General features: G+C 65.9%; 18 protein-coding genes. 10 read left to right on the top strand and 8 right to left on the bottom strand.

Annotation, left to right across the window (positions count from 1 at the left end):
• Positions 1–28 precede the first annotated feature (28 nt).
• The 4 genes from NV382_RS08035 (at position 29) to NV382_RS08020 (ending at position 3,786) form a co-directional block, all read left to right on the top strand.
• A complete protein-coding gene (locus tag NV382_RS08035) occupies positions 29–745 on the top strand; it encodes an IS6 family transposase (RefSeq protein WP_260599983.1) in 717 nt (238 codons plus the stop codon).
• A gap of 92 nt (positions 746–837) precedes the next feature.
• Positions 838–1,242 (top strand): hypothetical protein, encoded by a 405-nt coding sequence (locus NV382_RS08030; RefSeq protein WP_260599982.1) that lies wholly within the window; start codon positions 838–840, stop codon positions 1,240–1,242.
• 140 nt (positions 1,243–1,382) lie between these two features.
• Positions 1,383–2,000, top strand: coding sequence for a YqiJ family protein (locus NV382_RS08025; RefSeq protein WP_260599981.1), 618 nt, complete (start codon positions 1,383–1,385; stop codon positions 1,998–2,000).
• A 34-nt stretch (positions 2,001–2,034) separates the two neighbouring features.
• Positions 2,035–3,786: a flotillin family protein gene (locus NV382_RS08020; protein ID WP_260599980.1), complete on the top strand. Its 1,752-nt coding sequence runs from the start codon at positions 2,035–2,037 to the stop codon at positions 3,784–3,786.
• A 260-nt stretch (positions 3,787–4,046) separates the two neighbouring features.
• Here NV382_RS08020 and NV382_RS08015 read toward each other — a convergent pair whose 3' ends face one another.
• From NV382_RS08015 to NV382_RS07995, 5 genes are all read right to left on the bottom strand, one after another.
• Entirely contained in the window at positions 4,047–4,766 is a 720-nt protein-coding gene (locus tag NV382_RS08015) for a hypothetical protein (protein WP_260599979.1), read from the bottom strand.
• A gap of 57 nt (positions 4,767–4,823) precedes the next feature.
• Positions 4,824–6,017 carry a multidrug effflux MFS transporter gene (locus NV382_RS08010; protein WP_260600350.1) on the bottom strand — a complete coding sequence of 398 codons (1,194 nt, stop codon included), beginning with the start codon at positions 6,015–6,017 and terminating at the stop codon, positions 4,824–4,826.
• A 62-nt stretch (positions 6,018–6,079) separates the two neighbouring features.
• Entirely contained in the window at positions 6,080–7,279 is a 1,200-nt protein-coding gene (locus NV382_RS08005; RefSeq protein WP_260599978.1) for an MFS transporter, read from the bottom strand.
• 141 nt (positions 7,280–7,420) lie between these two features.
• Complete coding sequence (locus tag NV382_RS08000; RefSeq protein ID WP_260599977.1) at positions 7,421–7,633, bottom strand: hypothetical protein; 213 nt, start codon at positions 7,631–7,633, stop codon at positions 7,421–7,423.
• Positions 7,634–7,673: 40 nt separating this feature from the next.
• The gene (locus NV382_RS07995; RefSeq protein WP_260599976.1) at positions 7,674–8,213 is read right to left on the bottom strand and encodes a DUF2628 domain-containing protein; all 540 of its coding nucleotides are present in this window, start codon (positions 8,211–8,213) and stop codon (positions 7,674–7,676) included.
• A gap of 134 nt (positions 8,214–8,347) precedes the next feature.
• Here NV382_RS07995 and NV382_RS07990 point away from each other — a divergent pair, with 134 nt between their 5' ends.
• The 3 genes from NV382_RS07990 to NV382_RS07980 all read left to right on the top strand — a co-directional run bounded on the left by NV382_RS07990 (position 8,348) and on the right by NV382_RS07980 (position 10,200).
• Positions 8,348–9,088: a hypothetical protein gene (locus tag NV382_RS07990; RefSeq protein WP_260599975.1), complete on the top strand. Its 741-nt coding sequence runs from the start codon at positions 8,348–8,350 to the stop codon at positions 9,086–9,088.
• Positions 9,089–9,125: 37 nt separating this feature from the next.
• Complete coding sequence (locus NV382_RS07985) at positions 9,126–9,386, top strand: hypothetical protein (RefSeq protein WP_260599974.1); 261 nt, start codon at positions 9,126–9,128, stop codon at positions 9,384–9,386.
• A gap of 64 nt (positions 9,387–9,450) precedes the next feature.
• On the top strand, positions 9,451–10,200 hold the full coding sequence (locus NV382_RS07980) for a hypothetical protein (RefSeq protein ID WP_260599973.1): 750 nt from the start codon (positions 9,451–9,453) through the stop codon (positions 10,198–10,200).
• A gap of 27 nt (positions 10,201–10,227) precedes the next feature.
• On the opposite strand, the gene NV382_RS07975 is transcribed toward NV382_RS07980, so the two are convergent.
• The 3 genes from NV382_RS07975 to NV382_RS07965 all read right to left on the bottom strand — a co-directional run bounded on the left by NV382_RS07975 (position 10,228) and on the right by NV382_RS07965 (position 13,334).
• A complete protein-coding gene (locus NV382_RS07975; protein WP_260599972.1) occupies positions 10,228–10,647 on the bottom strand; it encodes a hypothetical protein in 420 nt (139 codons plus the stop codon).
• Between the two features lie 90 nt (positions 10,648–10,737).
• Complete coding sequence (locus NV382_RS07970; protein WP_418066790.1) at positions 10,738–11,946, bottom strand: alginate export family protein; 1,209 nt, start codon at positions 11,944–11,946, stop codon at positions 10,738–10,740.
• 20 nt (positions 11,947–11,966) lie between these two features.
• Positions 11,967–13,334: a cation:proton antiporter gene (locus NV382_RS07965; RefSeq protein WP_418066770.1), complete on the bottom strand. Its 1,368-nt coding sequence runs from the start codon at positions 13,332–13,334 to the stop codon at positions 11,967–11,969.
• 217 nt (positions 13,335–13,551) lie between these two features.
• Between NV382_RS07965 and NV382_RS07960 the strand changes: the two genes are divergently transcribed.
• Genes NV382_RS07960 through NV382_RS07950 form a run of 3 tightly spaced genes read left to right on the top strand, consistent with a single transcriptional unit; the run spans position 13,552 to position 15,822 of the window.
• Positions 13,552–13,794 (top strand): type II toxin-antitoxin system Phd/YefM family antitoxin, encoded by a 243-nt coding sequence (locus NV382_RS07960; RefSeq protein WP_260599971.1) that lies wholly within the window; start codon positions 13,552–13,554, stop codon positions 13,792–13,794.
• Positions 13,776–14,270, top strand: a complete 495-nt coding sequence (locus NV382_RS07955; protein ID WP_260599970.1) for a PIN domain-containing protein — start codon at positions 13,776–13,778, stop codon at positions 14,268–14,270. The genes NV382_RS07960 and NV382_RS07955 overlap by 19 nt, the downstream gene beginning before the upstream one ends.
• Before the next feature lie 19 nt (positions 14,271–14,289).
• Positions 14,290–15,822 carry a tryptophan halogenase family protein gene (locus NV382_RS07950; protein WP_260599969.1) on the top strand — a complete coding sequence of 511 codons (1,533 nt, stop codon included), beginning with the start codon at positions 14,290–14,292 and terminating at the stop codon, positions 15,820–15,822.
• The last annotated feature ends 22 nt before the right edge of the window (positions 15,823–15,844 follow it).

Genomic DNA, 15,844 nt, shown 5'->3' with positions numbered 1-15,844 from the left:
TTAGGCGGGGCGGGATAGGGCGGTTGGCATGCCTCGCTCCCGCAAGCCCGCCAGCCCGTTTCGATACTTCAACTCATCGCCCGAGGTGATCCGCCTGGTGGTGATGATGTACGTGCGGTTTCCACTATCGCTCAGGAACGTCGAGGACCTGCTGTTCGAGCGCGGTATCGACATCTGTCACGAGACGGTGCGGATGTGGTGGAACAGGTTCGGGCCGCTGTTCGCAGGCGACATCCGCCGCCAGCGCGTCTCGCGCATGCGCGGCTTCCGTCACTGGCGCTGGCACCTCGACGAGATGTACGTGGAGCTGAATGGCGAGATGGTCTATCTATGGCGCGCCGTTGATCACGAGGGCGAGATCCTCGAGAGCTACATCACCAGGACCCGTGACAAGGAGGCTGCGCTCACCTTCATGAAGAAGGCGCTGAAGCGCCACGGCAAGCCTGAGGCGATTACCACAGATGGCCTGCGTTCCTATCGTGCAGCCATGAAGGAGCTCGGTAATGCCGAGAAGCAGGAGGTAGGACGCTGGGCCAACAACCGGGTTGAGAACAGCCACCTCCCTTTCCGACGACGTGAGCGAGCGATGCTGAGGTTCAGGCGAATGATGACGCTCCAGAAGTTTGCCAGCGTGCACGCCAATGTCCACAACCACTTCAATCTCGAACGCCACCTGGTCGACCGCCAAACCTACAAGGAACGCCGCTCAGCCGCACTGGCTGAGTGGAGCATGATCGCGAGCTAGGCGGGTCGTGCTCAAAGAGCGAAATGCATCGTGTGGAGAGCGGTTCGCATTAGACTGACACCACCGTCACGCCGCTATTAGGTGCGTTCGTGATGCTGGATCTGCTGTCTTTCTGGCAGGCCGCCTGGACGGGGCGCAACGTCGTCGGGGTGTCCGGCCACTCCTTGCTGGCGATAACCGTCTTTGCCAGTGCCTATTACTTGGCGGCGCACCTTGTCTTCCCGCGTCAGGTCGACGACCAGCCGGACTTCGATGCCCATTTCTTTCGAATACGGAGGGTCGTCATCGGTGTGCTGTTCGTGCTGCTCCTTTGCCAGATTGGCTGGTTCGCAAGCGTTCCCTCGCTCGCGATACATCTCGTCCGACCGTTGTCGCTGGTACTGACGGGAACTTTGGCAGCGTTGATGATCGCCGCAATGCTTGCTCCTGGCGAGCGCTGGTGCAGGCTGGTGATGGCCGCGCTGGTGGGCCGCTATGTCATCGTTTATCTTTTGTAGCGCGGCGCCCAACCACTTCGCGCGTCTGCTTTGCGAGAACGGACAATCGCCGAGCCAGCACTATCTGTCGGTCGCATGGCGCCCGGCAGTGACGACTGATCGACCTGACATCCACGAAATTGCATGATACGCATTGCGCCATGTTCGCGCAGTTCCTGACCCCGTCCTACCTGCCGTTCGCCTGCGCCTTTGTGGTGATGATCGGCATCGGCTTGATCGAGGCGGTCGGCTTCGGACTCGGGCACCTCGATCTCGATGGTGACGTCGGCACGGAGGCACATGGCGGCATGCTCGACTGGCTCGGCCTCGGTGGCGAACTGCCGATCCTGATCTGGCTGACCTCGCTGCTCGGCTGTTTCACGCTGGCCGGCGTGGCGATCCAGCAAGCCGCGACGTCCCTGACCGGCGCGCCATTGACGTGGGGGCTGGCGTCGGGTGGCGCGTTGCTCGCGGGGGCGCTGCTGAACACGCTCGCCGCCAACGGACTTGCCCGGATCATGCCGGGTTTCGAGACGACGGTGATCTCGACCGACGAGCTGCTGCGCCAGCGCGGCACGATCTTGGAGGGCACCGCGCGCCGGGGATCGCCCGCCCGCGCGAAAATTGTCGATCGTCACGGCCAGGCGCATTTCGTGATGGTCGAGCCACATGACGATGGCGACGCGATCGGCGCCGGCGAGACGGCCTTGCTCGTACGGCGACAGGGGAAGCTGTTCTTCGCCATGCCGGACAGGGATAGGCTTCTTCGATCGATGTGATACCCTGGCGGTCGGCCAACCGGGGGAGGGTTCCATGCCTGAATCGATTCTGAACGTGCTCATCTACGCAGGTGTCGTCCTGCTCGCTCTGGTCGTGATCGGCATCATCCTTACCCGGCTGTATCGCCGCGCGACCAAGGATGTCGCCTTGATCCGCACCGGCTTCGGCGGTGAGAAGGTGGTGCTGAACGGCGGCATCATGGTCATCCCCGTTTTGCACGAACTGATGCAGGTGCGCCTGACGACAGTGAAGCTGGAAGTGTCGCGCCTCAACAAGGATGCGCTGATCACGCTCGACAAGTTGCGCGTCGATGTCGTCGGGCTGTTCCATATCAAGGTGAAGCCGGACGCCGAGTCGATCGCCGCCGCGGCGCAGACGCTGGGCGATTCGGTCAACAGCCCCGACGCGGTCAAATCGCTGCTCGACGGCAAGCTCGTTTCCGCGCTGCGCTCGGTCGCGGCGACGATGACGATGGAGCATCTCCACGCCAACCGCGCCGACTTCATCCAGAAGGTGCAGGAGGCGCTGATGACCGATCTGGACATGAACGGCTTCCAGCTGGAATCGGTCAGCATCACGCATTTCGACCAGACCGCGTTCGAGCATTTCAACGAGAACAACGCCTTCGATGCGGAGGGCCTCACCGTGCTCACGCGCACGATCGAGGAGCGCAAGAAGATCCGCAACGACATCGTCGCGACCAACCGTGTCGAGATCGAACAGCGTAACCTCGACGCCAACAACCAGTCGCTCGAGATCGCCCAGGCGGCCGAGCAGGCGCGCCTGCTGCAGGAACAGACGCTGTCTGCCCGCCGCGCCGAACAGGCGACGGCCATCGCAACGGCCGAGGCGGAGCAGACCCGTCTTGCCGAGATTGCGCGGATCACCGCCATGCAGGCGCAGACCGTGGCCCAGACGGAAGCGGACAAGGTCATCAAGACCGCGACCATCGCGCGGGACGGCGCGATCCAGACCGCGACGATCGAGCGCGACCGCACTATCGAGATCGCGCGCATCACGACGGCCGTGCAGACCGCGCAGAAGTCCGAGGAGGAATCCACCGCCACTGCCGCCGCCAATGAAGCGCGTGCGCTCGCCGTGCGGGCCGAGGAAAGCGTCGCGACCGCCAAGGCGACCGAGATCGCCAACCGCAACAAGAACGTCGCGGTGATCGCCGCCACGCAGCGCGCGCAGGAAGAGGCAGTCGGCATCACCGTCGCGGCTTCCGCCGAGAAGGAAGCGGCCGAAGCCCGCGCCAGCGCGCTACGGACCGAGGCGACGGCCGAGGCCGATGCGGAAAAGGCGCGCGCCGAGGGCCGCGAAGCCGCATTCAAGGTCGATGCCGCCGGTCAGGCGTCGCTCAACGAAGCGACGAACATCCTGAGCGATACGCAGACCGCGCTGCTTGTGCGCAGGGCGATGCTGGAAGCGCTGCCGGGGATCATCGCGGCGGCGAGCAAGCCGATGGAGAATATCGACAAGATCAGCATCCTCGACGCACGCGGGCTGCACGGCGAAACGGCCGGTTCGGATGCCGCCGGCAATGGTGGTCAGGTCAATCTCGCCGATGCGGCGGTGGCTGCCGCCATGCGCTACCGGGTCGGTGGTCCGCTGATCGACGGTTTGATGGCAGAACTCGGCATGACGGGCGGGTCGTTGAACGGCATGCTCGCCGGCAGTGGCGCGGCGCCCGAGCCCGGCACAGGCGCAGCGGACAAGTTGCCAGCCGCGAGGACCAAGGCCAGCAATGGTGCCGGCGACCATGTGGAGGAAGTGTCGATCTGATCCTCGCGTCGGCGAGGGATGCCCCCTTCTTTGGGTGCTCGGTGTGGATGAGCGTGTATTTGCATCAGCCAAGCCGTCACCCCGGACTTGTTCCGGGGTCCACTAAGCGGCTTTCGATGAGGATTGCGGCTTGAAGGCAGAACGTGCGGCACGGCGGACCCCGGAACAAGTCCGGGGTGACGAGCCGGTGGTTGAGCAATGCGATGAGCTACTGAAATCAGCCGCGGCCATCTCTTGATTACCGCCCACTGCTTGAATTCTCATGCGCGGTGAGCGGTCCCATGCTCGTCATCCGGGCTGGCACCCAGGCCGCCGCCACCGCCCATCCCCATGCCGCCGCCGCCAGCTCCTCCACCGCCACCGCCACCTCGGCCGCCTTCTTCCTTGGCACCCGCGCCTTTGCCGGCGCCGCTCGAACCCGACGGGCGGCTCGGTCCCTGCATCGGCAATTGCAGATCGGCGGGGATTGGATCCAGGTCGAGCGCCTCGCGCACAAAAGCGCGTAGCGATACCACCAGATCGTGCGTGTGGACCGGATGCCCCGCAACGAGCTCGCGCACCGCCCGTTCCGCCAGGCGCACCTGCTCCTCGGTGCCCAGCAGGATGATGTCCGACAGGGCTGCCTCCACCGCATCGCGGATGCGCCGGGTGCGATCGGATTGCGCCGCCGTCTCCGCGCTGAGATCCAGCGCGGCCATCGGCTCGGATGGAGGCGAGGCCGGTGTGCGGCGCTGCAGGTCGCGCTTGTGCGATGGGTCCACCGTCAGGTCGCCGGTGAACGATCCGCCGAGCGTCTTGTGCGCGGCGATCAGCGTGCGCAGCCGTTCGTTGATCTGGCGGTTCAGTCGTTCGCGGCGTTGCTGGAACGTCATCATCATCAGCAACCGCACCCCGACGCCGAGCAGCGTGACCAGCGTCAGCCCGAGCAAGGTCGCCAGCACGCTCTGCCAGGAACTGAAATCAAGATTGCGCAACGGCATTCCCCTTTACTGCCAAGGGCGAACCGATGGCCGTCGCACACCGTTCCGCCGCAATCCTCAACGGTTGCGCGCGTGGAACAGCTTGCCGCCTTCCACCAGGTACACCAGCGCCAGCACCGCGACCCCGATACCGAGATAGCCGAGCGCCAGCGGATAGGTGGTGCCATTGTACGACTGCCCGATCAGCGACCCCACGATCACTGCGCCCACGCTGGTGATGAAACCCTGGATCGACGATGCCGTGCCGGCAATGTGCCCGACCGGCTCCATCGCCATCGCGCCGAAGTTCGACCCGCACAGCCCGATGCAGGTCATGCTCAGCGCCTGGAACAGCATGTAGGTCCATAGCGACTCCCGGCCCCCGGCGATGACGCCCAGGTGCAACAGCGACAGCGCGATCAGGGCGAGCACGGCGGATTGCGAGATCAGGCGTGTGCCCAGCCGTTCGACCAGCCGGCTGTTGGCGAACGAGGCGCACCCCATCGAAAAGGCGCACACCGCAAACAGGATCGTGAAGCGCTGGCCGGCATGGAATTCGTCGACGAAGATCTGTTGCGCCGACGATACGAAGGCGATGATCCCGCCGAACGTCATCGATGCGGCAACCGCATAGCCGGCGGAAAAGCGATTGGTCAGCGTCAGTGCGTAGGAGTGCCGCAGCGATGCCAGCGACAACGGGATCCGCCGCTCGACCGGCAGCGATTCGCGCAGTCGCACGAACGACCAGGCGAGGACCACGGCCGCAAAGCCCGCCAGTGCGTAGAAGATGAAACGCCACGGCCCAAAGGCGAGCAGCGCCTGACCCAATGTCGGCGCCAGGATCGGCACCAGAAAGAAGATCATCTGCGCGACCGACAAGGTGCGCGCCATCTGACGCCCGGAATAGCGGTCACGCACGATCGCCACGGCCAGGACGCGCGTGGAGGCGGACATCAGCCCCTGCAGGATACGTGCGCCGAGCAAGGCGGCAAAGGTCTGCGAACCGGCGGCGAACACGCTCGCCGCGACGAACCCGATCAGCGTGACGAGCAGGACCGGCCTGCGCCCGAAGCGATCCGCCAGCGGGCCGTAGACCAGCTGCCCCGCGCCAAAGCCCAGCATATAGGCAGTGATGATCCACTGGCGATGGTTCGCCGTCGCGATGCCGAGCTGGTGGCCGATATCGGCAAGCGCCGGCAGCATCAGGTCGACGCCCAGCGCGTTGACCGCCATCAGCGCCGCGATGAAGGCGACGAACTCGTGTTGACGCATCGGGGCGTCGGCAATCCTGTCATTCATCGCGTCGGCCTAGGCCGATGCAGCGCGCGACGCCATCATTCCGCACTGGTGCGTGCGGCCACAAACCAGATCAGCAGACCGCCAATGGCCAGCATCGCCCCGATCGGCCCGGTCGAGGTCCATCCCAGCCCGGCTGCAATCGCCACCCCGCCCAGCCAGGCGCCGAGCGCATTGGCGAGATTGAATGCGCTGTGATTGAGCGAGGCGGCCAGCGCCTGCGCATCGGCCGCAATGTCCATCAGGCGCGTTTGCAGCGGCGGCCCCATCGACAAGGCGGCAAAGCCGACGAAGAACATGTTGATCGTCACCAGCACGGCATCGTGCGCCGTGAGCGCCACCAGCCCCAATGTCACGACATTCAGCACCAGCGTGATCCAGATCGCGCGCATCACGCCGCGATCCGCCAGCCAGCCGCCGAACAGACTGCCCGCCACCATGCCCATCCCGATCACCGACAAGATGATCGGCACGTGCGCCTCCGACATGCCCGACACGATGGTCAGCATCGGCGTGATGTAACTGTAGACCGCAAACACGCCGCCAAAGCCGATAGCGGCGATGCCGAGCGTCAACCACACCTGTCCGCGCTTCAGCGCACCGAGCTCGGTCAGCGGGCTGGCATCGTCCGGCGCCGGAATGGGGTGCAAGGCCAGTCGGCACAGCAGGGCAGTCGCCAGGCCGAGCACCGCGACGACGACGAACGCCGCGCGCCAGCCCGCCACCTGTCCGACCCATGTGGCAAACGGCACGCCAACGATGTTGGCGGAACTCAACCCCAGCATCATCCGCGCCACCGCCTGCGCGCGCTTGTCCGCCGGCACCAGAGATGCGGCCACCAACGATGCGATCCCGAAATAGGCACCATGCGGCAGCCCGGCGAAGAACCGCGCGGCGACGATCAGGCCATAGCTGGAGGCGACCGCACAGAGCATGTTGGCGATCGCGAAGAACATCATCAGCCGGATCAGCATCGCCCGCCGTCCGGCCCGCGCGAATACCACGGCGAGGAGCGGTGCGCCGATCACCACGCCGAGGGCATAGGCGCTGATCATGTGCCCGGCGACCGGCACGGTGACATGCACGTCGCGCGCGACGTTCGGCAGCAACCCCATCGAGGCGAACTCGCCGGTCCCGAGCGCAAAGCCGCCGAGCGCCAGCGCCACTTGGGCGAGCACTGCCCCATGCGGCGTCGCATCGCGACGATCGGTTACGATCGGAAAGGTGGCTGCAGGCATTGGGGGTCCTCGGGCAGTGGATCTGGTGATCTCTCCCGAGCCGGTGCTGTTGCACTCAGTTGGCCCATGTGGGTTGGGCATGCTGTATGTGCAACATCCGATCCGGCGATCATGGCCCGTCGGATGGTGATATCGGCGGCGCTATGCGCCCGCGTCGTTGGCAAAGGGCGCCGTCTGCCCAGGCTGTGGGCGGCTGATGCACGGCGAAAGCGCGGCGTCCGCTTCGGCTAGCCTGACGATACGCCGGAACAGGGCACGCATGGGGGCGTGCGCCTCCGCATCGTCTTCGGCAAAGGTGGTCAGATCGCCCTGCTGCTCGGCATCGATCAGCACATCGGTGACCATGAAGATCATCGCCTGTTCGGCCGTAGCGTTCGAACATCGGCTTGGGATCCTAGTGCGGCAAAGGCTCGCCCGAGCTGAACAGCAGGTACAACGACACAAGGGCGAAGACTACGAGCAGGCCATAGATCATTCCACCGATCCACGCGGCGATCCTGGATACGCCCGCCGCCCGCGCGATCATCGCGTCGTCGACGCCCCCATCGGGCGTGCGCGCTTTCTGGATCAGCGTGATCGCGTGCTGCACGTAGATGCGGTGGCCCGATAGGGCGAGCGCGACGGCGAGCGGCACACCCGCGCGCTCCGTGCCCGGTAGAAAGGGCAGGGCAACCATCACCGCAATGATGATCCCCGCGATCAGCCACATCTTGCGGTACAAGAACCATACCGGCCCGGTGAAGAAGGCCGGCCAGCAGAAGCCGCCGCCGAACAGACGGAATTTCGGCCGCCCGCCGGCCGCCAAATCGGCGTGTAGCGTGTCATACACCTTGAGGAACGGCGCGGGATTGGGCGCGAAGAACTGCTCCAGTTCCGCACGGCGGGACGCTTGATCCGGATCGTGGAGGAAGGCGAGGTAAGGACTGTCGGCCATGCCTTCTTATGCCAGCCCCGCCGACAAATCCAAGCGACGCGGCCTGCCAGATCCCCCAAGTTTTGCGGCGAGTTGGCCGGTCTCTTGCGATACGGTTCACGCCGTGCGACCGATAGCGGAACGAGGGGGTCGCGATGCGCAAAGGGATTATGGCGAAGCCGGGTGCCGCTTTGCTGCTGCTGACGCTGGCAGCACCGGCGACCGCGCAATGGAGCCCGGATCGTGCGCTCCGTACGCAGACCGTGAAGGATGCCGAGGGCGGCGAGATCAGTTGCACCTTCTACCGCGACTTCATGGTTCGCGTGCCCGGCACCGACACCCCGTCCCCCGGTGACGCGCTGCTGGTGCGGGCCGGCAAGACCCCGCCGATCTGCTCGGCCAGGCAGCCGGCGGGCGTGTCGCTCAAGACGGGCGGGTATGCTTTCCTCGGCCGCACGGGCATCTATCTGTTCTTCGAGGAGGCGGATTCGAACGGTTCGGTCGCCTTCGCCGTGCTCGATTCGCGCACCGGCCGTACGATCATCGACGACGTGACGCCGGATGGCATCGCCGATCCGTCATCGATCCACAGCATCGCCGCAACGCCCGAGACGCTGAAGCTCGCCTTTCGGCGCGCCCTCAACGCGCAATGCTCTGTTCTGGCGAGACCAGGCCCGTGCTGGCGCGAGATCACCGGCAGCAAGGACAATGATGTGCCGCCGGCAATCGCGCGCCTCGCGCCGCCGGCGCAGGCCTGCGCGCGCAGCTATCGCGCGGCTGGGATCCCCAACGACGATCCCAGCATCATCACCTATGAGGTGCAGGTAAGCTGGACGCAGGGCGGTGGGCGGCGGGTGCAGGCCGCAGGCCCGGTCGGCTGCCTGCCGATGCCATGAGCCTTTTTGCGCGCACGAGCCGGGAGGGAGCCTGACCATGCCGCTATTGACGCTGGTGCTGGTCGCCGCGGCCGGTGGCACGTTGCCGGCGGAGGTGAAGACCCTCATCGAACGCCGTGCGCAGTGCGAACATTGGGCCGGCGAGGAACCGTATGACGCTGCGCGCGCAGCGGCCATCGATGCGGCATTGCGCCGGCTCCGCTGCGCCACGTCCGAAGCGGACGAGGCGCGCCTGCGCCGCCGCTACGCCCGTCAGCGCGTCGTTCTTGCCGCGCTCGACGCTGGTCGAGAGGAATAGCTCGGTGCGCTCCGCCCCCTCCGACATCATGGGGCAATGGGCAACTGCAAGGGGAAAATAGGTAATGCCAATGTTCGGACGCACCGCAGAAGCGATCATCGCACACGTCTGGCGCGCTGCCCGCTGGCTGACCGTGCTCGCCACCATGCTGGCGTGGCCGTCGATCGCGTCGGCTGGCTGCCTGTGGACCGATCTGGTGCGCGCCGAGACGCGCGTGGCGGTGGTGAAGCCTGGAGCCCCGCGCGTGCATTTCGTGCAGGATCAAGTGCTGCGGGCCGGTTGCCCCAATGCGAGTGCCGGGTGCCAGTTGCGGTCGTTCGTCGTGCCTGGCGATGTCGTGCTCGTCGGCCCCAGGCAAAGCGCGTTCATTTGCGCGGGCTTTCAGGGGCCGCGTGGGATCGGGACGATCGACTGGCTCCCCGCCTCGGCGCTCTCGCTGCTGCCCGCGGCGGCGCAGCAACCACAGGTTTGGGCGGGCGATTGGACCGCGCCCGAGCAGGATCTGAAGATCACCGCCGCCCGCGGCGGCGTGCTCACCATCGCAGGCGAAGCGACCTGGGGGGCTGGCGATCCGCAGCGGGTCAAGATTGGCGGCGTCCATATCGGCCAGGTCAACGGCACCGCGCGGCCGGTCGGCGGTCTGCTCGCCTTCACCGACGACGGTGAAGGGCACACCTTGCCCTATGCCCAGGGTGACGAATTCAGCTGCAAGATCAAGATGCTCCGCCGCGGCCCCTATCTGCTGGTGCGCGACAACAATGGCTGCGGCGGTGCGAACGTCAGCTTCTCGGGCTTCTACGCGCGCAAGAGATGATGGCATCGGCAGGGCGGGGCTTCCCGCTCACTGACCCCAGGGAGCGCCTTCACATCCGCGGCAGTACAAGGTCATGCGCGCATGGCCGGGGCGATCCAGCCAGCCGAGCGCGTAGCGGTCGATCTGCCATTGTCCATCAGTGCCGTCGGCGAAGCGTACAGTGCCTCGCACCGCGCAATTGGACTCGGCCAATGTGTAGTGCACCGCCGCGCGGTCGGCCTGCCGCGCGTCGCGGAGATAGCGCCTGACGTGCGCTTCGTTCAGCCGGAAGCGGCGGCACGGAAAGGCGGGCTCGATCTCCTTCCACAACACGACGCCCTGCGCCGATACGCGGATCGCCGTGACGCGCGGCAGCCGAGTGGGACACAAGGGCGGCTCGAACTCGCTACCGGGCGTGCAAGCCGGCCCGGCACCGAGTAGCAGCGCAAGAAGCGGGAAGGTCGCCATGGTCGCTCCATCGTAGCGTGCTTGGATACCGTGCGCACCCGCAGAGTCGATCCGTCGACAAGGCGATGCTGCAGCCGCCGCCCGACTACCTCAGCGTAGGCTCCATTCCATCGTCAGCCACAGCTTGTCCGTGTTGGCGGCAAAACGGTCGGCGTCGTAATGGGCGTACCGTACGGACAGGCCCAGCGCCCGGTATCTGGCCGAGGCCAGCAGGTCGACCTCGTTGCCGTAATGCTGGTCTGCTCGGTCGCTGTCGAAGCGATGGTACGCGCCCAATACCGTGACACCCGATAGCGCACCCACTTGGGGCCACCCCGCCCCGAGCGAGCCGTACAAGTCGCGCAGGCCATTGGCGGGCGTCGTCGTGAACTTGTCGGCCCAGCCCTGGAACTTGAACAACGAGGCAAGTGGGGTCTGGACGCTCGTCAGTGCCTGTCCGCGGTCCGCGCCGAGCAGTTCGTAGCCGATCGTCGCCGACAGTAGCTTCCGCCCCAGCGTCGCCTCGCCGAGATAATAAGCCGCGGCATAATCGTTCGGGTTGCGATGATAGTCGCTCTGCCGTGCCACGCTGGCAACGTAACCGAGCTTCCAGTCGCCGATGATGGCGCGGCTGCCGGACAGGCGTGCGCCATAGGTCTGGCTCGACAGGCGATAGCCTTGCACCGCAGCCTCGTCCTGATCGACGAGGATCGCAAAGCCGCTCACGCTACCGATCGGTGTCGCATAGGCGATCGTGCCGAACCAATTATTGCCGCCCATCGCCTGTTGCCGCGCGCCACGTCCGTCGATGCCGTTGATCGTGCGCACGCTCCACACGTAACTCGCCTCCACCGACAGCTTGGGCAGCGGCTGCCACGTCGTGCGGACCGCATCGAACGTCTGCTGGTTCTGCCGGAAGGATGCCGAGCCGACGAAACGCTGGTCGCCGAGCTCGAGCAGCTGTCGCCCGATCGTGATGCTGGCGGCAGGCGTAGCGTAGCGCAATTGCGCGCGGTTGAGCTCGATATTCTGAGGGTCGGCAACGATGGGATAGCTCGTCCGCCCGTTAAGCGCGTCGTTATAATGCTGGACGATGCCGAGCGTCGCCTCGCTTTCCGCCAGCGCCGACCAACGGCCGCTGCTCGCCGCCACGCCGCTGTGGAGGCGCAGCGTCACGGCGTTCGCCTGGGTGCCAAGATCGTCCTGGTCGACATCCTCCCAGCGCAGCCGCGCATCCACCAGCGGCTTCAGCGTAATCTGCTGGGCGTGAGCGGCGGGGCTGGCGCACAGCCCCGCCGTGGCGAGCGCCGCGGCCCGCATCTTCCCCATTCTCATGCCGTCTACTCCGCGGGGACGGTGGCGTTCAGCGCACCCAATTCGCCGCTTTCCCGCGCCTTGCGGCCATAGAATGCCTCGAACAGCGGCCCGGCCATCATCGTGGTGACGATCGCCATCAGCACCAGCATCGAGAACAAGGTCGGCCCGATAATGCCTTTCTGCAGCCCGATATTGATGATGATCAGTTCCATCAGCCCGCGCGAATTCATCAGCGCGCCGATGCCGAGCGCGGTGCGGTTGTCTTCGCCCGCCAGCCGCGCCGCGAGATAGCAGGCACCGCCCTTGGCGACGATCGAGGCGACCAGGATGCCCAGCGCGACGAGCAGCAGCGAGCCTGAATTGACCATGTCCATCCGCGTGTTCAGCCCTGAATAGGTAAAGAACATCGGCAGCAGCAGGACGACCGCCACCGGCTCCACCTTGCGCTTGATCTCGGTCGCGAACAGCCCCCGCGGCATCATCGCGCCCAGGATGAAGCCGCCGAAGATCGCATGGATGCCGACCATGTCCATCAGGAAGGCAGAGGTGCAGAATGCAGCGAGCACAAGCGCGAGGATCGTGTAATTCATCTCGCCTTCGCGCTCGACACGTGCGGCAAGCGGCGCAAAAAGGCGCGGCGCGAACAGAACGACGATCGCCGCCCAGAGCAGCCCGCCGCCGATCGCCAGGATCGCCACGCCGGCACCGCCCCCGAACGTCGCCAGCACGATCGCCAGCACGCACCACGAACAGGCATCGTCGAACGCACCCGCGGTCAGCGACAGCGTGCCGAGCGACGAATTGGCCAGCCCGCGTTCGTTGATGATCCGCGCGAGCATCGGAAAGGCGGTGAGCGCGATGCACGCGCCCATGAACAACGTCGCGTTGGTCTGCGAGATGCCGGGCGCGAACAGGCCCGGGACGGTGAGCAGGAAGGGCGTGATCAGGATCGCCACCGCAAAGGGCGCCGCAATGCCGGCGAACGATACGCCCGCGGCACTTTTCGCCTTGGCCTTGAAATGATCGATGCGCAGCGTCGTGCCTATCAGGAACATGTACAATCCGACGCCGAGTTGCGCGCCGGCATACAGGACGTTGCGCGTGTCCTTGGGGAAGATCGCGCCTTGCAGATCGGGCCAGATCAACCCGAGCAGCGACGGCCCAAGCACTACGCCGGCGATCATCTCGCCCACCACTTGCGGCTGGGCGAGGAACTTCTGACCAAGCCAACCGACGATGCGGCACGCGATCAGGATGACCGCCAATTGCAGGAAGAAGTGGATGGAGAAATCCCCCGGCGCGTAACTTTTCGCTACGGCGGCGGCGGCGGGTCCGTGCGGCGAGAGCACGCCGCCGATCGTGGACCAAAGACTGTCGATCATATCTTGCATTCATCCCTCCCCGAGATCCTCGCAGCCTCTAACGGCGCGGTCGATTGAGTTGATCAAAGGGGCGCGCGCCGGCTGCGGCAACGATAATCTGAGCAGATGTCCTACGTTGTCGCCGATTTTTGAACTGTGCCTGCTTTCTGTTGCGGAGGCGACACATTGTAGTATCGTGCCTACATCCACACAGGCCGATCGCACTATCGTAGGAGACCGGAATGTCATGAAGGTGATGTCGAGCCGCGAGTTCAACCAGGACGTCAGCCAGGCCAAACGCGCCGCCCGACTCGCGCCCGTGTTCGTCACCGATCGCGGCAAGCCGACGCACGTGCTACTGAGCATCAATGCCTTTCGCCGCCTGTCGGGCGAGCGCGAGACGATCGTAGACCTGCTCGCGATGCGCGACGACGTGGGCGATACGGTGGGAGCGACGCAGGATGCTACGCCATGGAACGGCGTGCCCTGATGTTCCTGCTCGATACCGATGTGGTCGCCGAACTGCGCCGTGGTGCGTCGGCGGACGCGGCAGTGGCCGCCTGGGCGGGCGGCATGCCCCGCGAGCATCTGTTCTTGTCGGCCGTCTCGCTGCTCGACCTGGAGAACGCTGCCGCGCGCTCGCCACGCGACAAGGTGCAAGCGGTGCGGCTGCAGCGCTGGATCGACGAACAGGTGCTGCCGGCCTTTGACGGGCGGATCCTGCCGGTCGATGCTGCCGTGATCCGCCGGCGCCGCGGCCTAACGCTGGATGCCCGCGACGCGCTGATTGCCGCGACGGCGCTCGAGCAGGGGCTGACCGTCGCCACGCGGGCCGGCGCGGCGTTCAGGGGCGTGAAGATCAAGCTGCTCGACCCGTGGAAATATGCGCGGGAAGAAGATACCGACTGGCGTCAGGCGAGCCGCGGCGAGCCGCATTGGCTGAAGTCGCTGTTCGTGCGTGCATGAAGCGGTTAGGTTCGGGGCGATGAGCGGCACGCGCAGGATCCTGATCGTCGGGGGCGGCACCGCGGGCTGGCTGGCCGCTGCATACCTGGCCAAAGCGCTGGCGGTGTCGCCGCGCGGGGCGACCGAGATCACGCTGTTGGAATCGCCCGATATCGGTATCGTCGGGGTGGGCGAGGGCACCTTCCCGACAATCCGCGCAACGCTGAAGTTTCTCGGCATCGACGAGCGGGAGTTCCTGCGCGAGACCTCGGCCACGTTCAAGCAAGGCATCCGCTTCGCCGATTGGCTGCACGCGCCCGATGGGGACACGCGCCACGTCTACGTCCATCCCTTCGAGGCGCCGTTCCAGACCGATGTCGGCAGTCTTGCGCCATACTGGCTGGCGCAGGAACCGCGCACGCGCGCGCCATTCGCGGAGGCCGTCACCATTCAGAGCCGTGTTGCGGATGCTGGGCGCGGACCCAAATCGGCGATGGACGGCAATTTCGCCGGGCCGCTTGCCTATGCCTATCATTTCGATGCGGTAAAGCTGGCGGCGTTGCTGTCGCGCCACGCCATGGGCGCGGGCGTGACGCACATTGCCGATGTCGTTACCCGCGTCGATATCGCACCGGACGGGATGATCGCGGGCGTGGCGACCCGCGATCACGGCACGCTTCAAGCCGATCTCTACATCGATTGCACGGGCTTCCGGGCCGAACTGATCGGGCGGGCGCTAGGCGAGCCGGTGAAATCGGTGCGCAACCACCTGTTCACCGATCGTGCCATCACCGCCAAGCTGCCTTACCCCCGCGCCCGCGGGCCGCTGGCCAGCTATACGCTCGCCACGGCGCACGAGGCGGGGTGGATCTGGGACATTGGTCTGGCCGATGCGCACGGCGTGGGCTGCGTCTATTCCAGCGCGCATATCGACGAAGCGCGCGCCAGCGACATCCTGCACGCCTATCTCGGCATGCAGCCGGGCGACGTGCCGACGCGCACGCTGTCGTTCGAACCCGGCTATCGCGACCGGCAGTGGATCGGCAATTGCGTCGCCCTGGGGCTGGCCGGCGGGTTCCTGGAGCCGCTCGAAGCGACCGGCATCGTGATGATCGAGGCCGGCGTGGCGATGATCGCCGAGATGTTCACGCATGACGGCCCGGTAGCCGCCCCGGCGCGGCGCTTCAACGCGCTGATGCGCGCCCGCTACGACAATGTCGGCACTTTCCTGAAGCTGCATTACTGCCTCAGCCGCCGCCGCGAGCCATTTTGGCGCGACAATGCCGATCCGGGGACCTGGCCCGAGCCGCTCGCCGACCTGCTGGAGCAATGGCGCTATCGCCCGCCAGGCCGGTTCGACTTCACCCTCGATACCGAGACGTTCGCCTTCTTCAACTATCAGTACATCCTCTACGGTATGGATTTCGGCACTACCGCGCCGCGGCTGAACCATGTGCCCCATGGCGAGGACGCCGACCGCCAGTTCGCGCGCATCCGGGGGTTCGGTGAACGCGCCACGCTGGAACTTCCTCCGCACCGCGACCTGATCGAGCAGATCCGCGGCGGGCATTGAGCGATGACGCACGCGATCCCAG

This window comes from Sphingomonas endolithica (assembly GCF_025231525.1).
Lineage (GTDB): Bacteria > Pseudomonadota > Alphaproteobacteria > Sphingomonadales > Sphingomonadaceae > Sphingomonas > Sphingomonas endolithica.
Note: the sequence above shows the minus strand (reverse complement) of the source record. Positions and strands in the feature narration are given on the sequence as shown.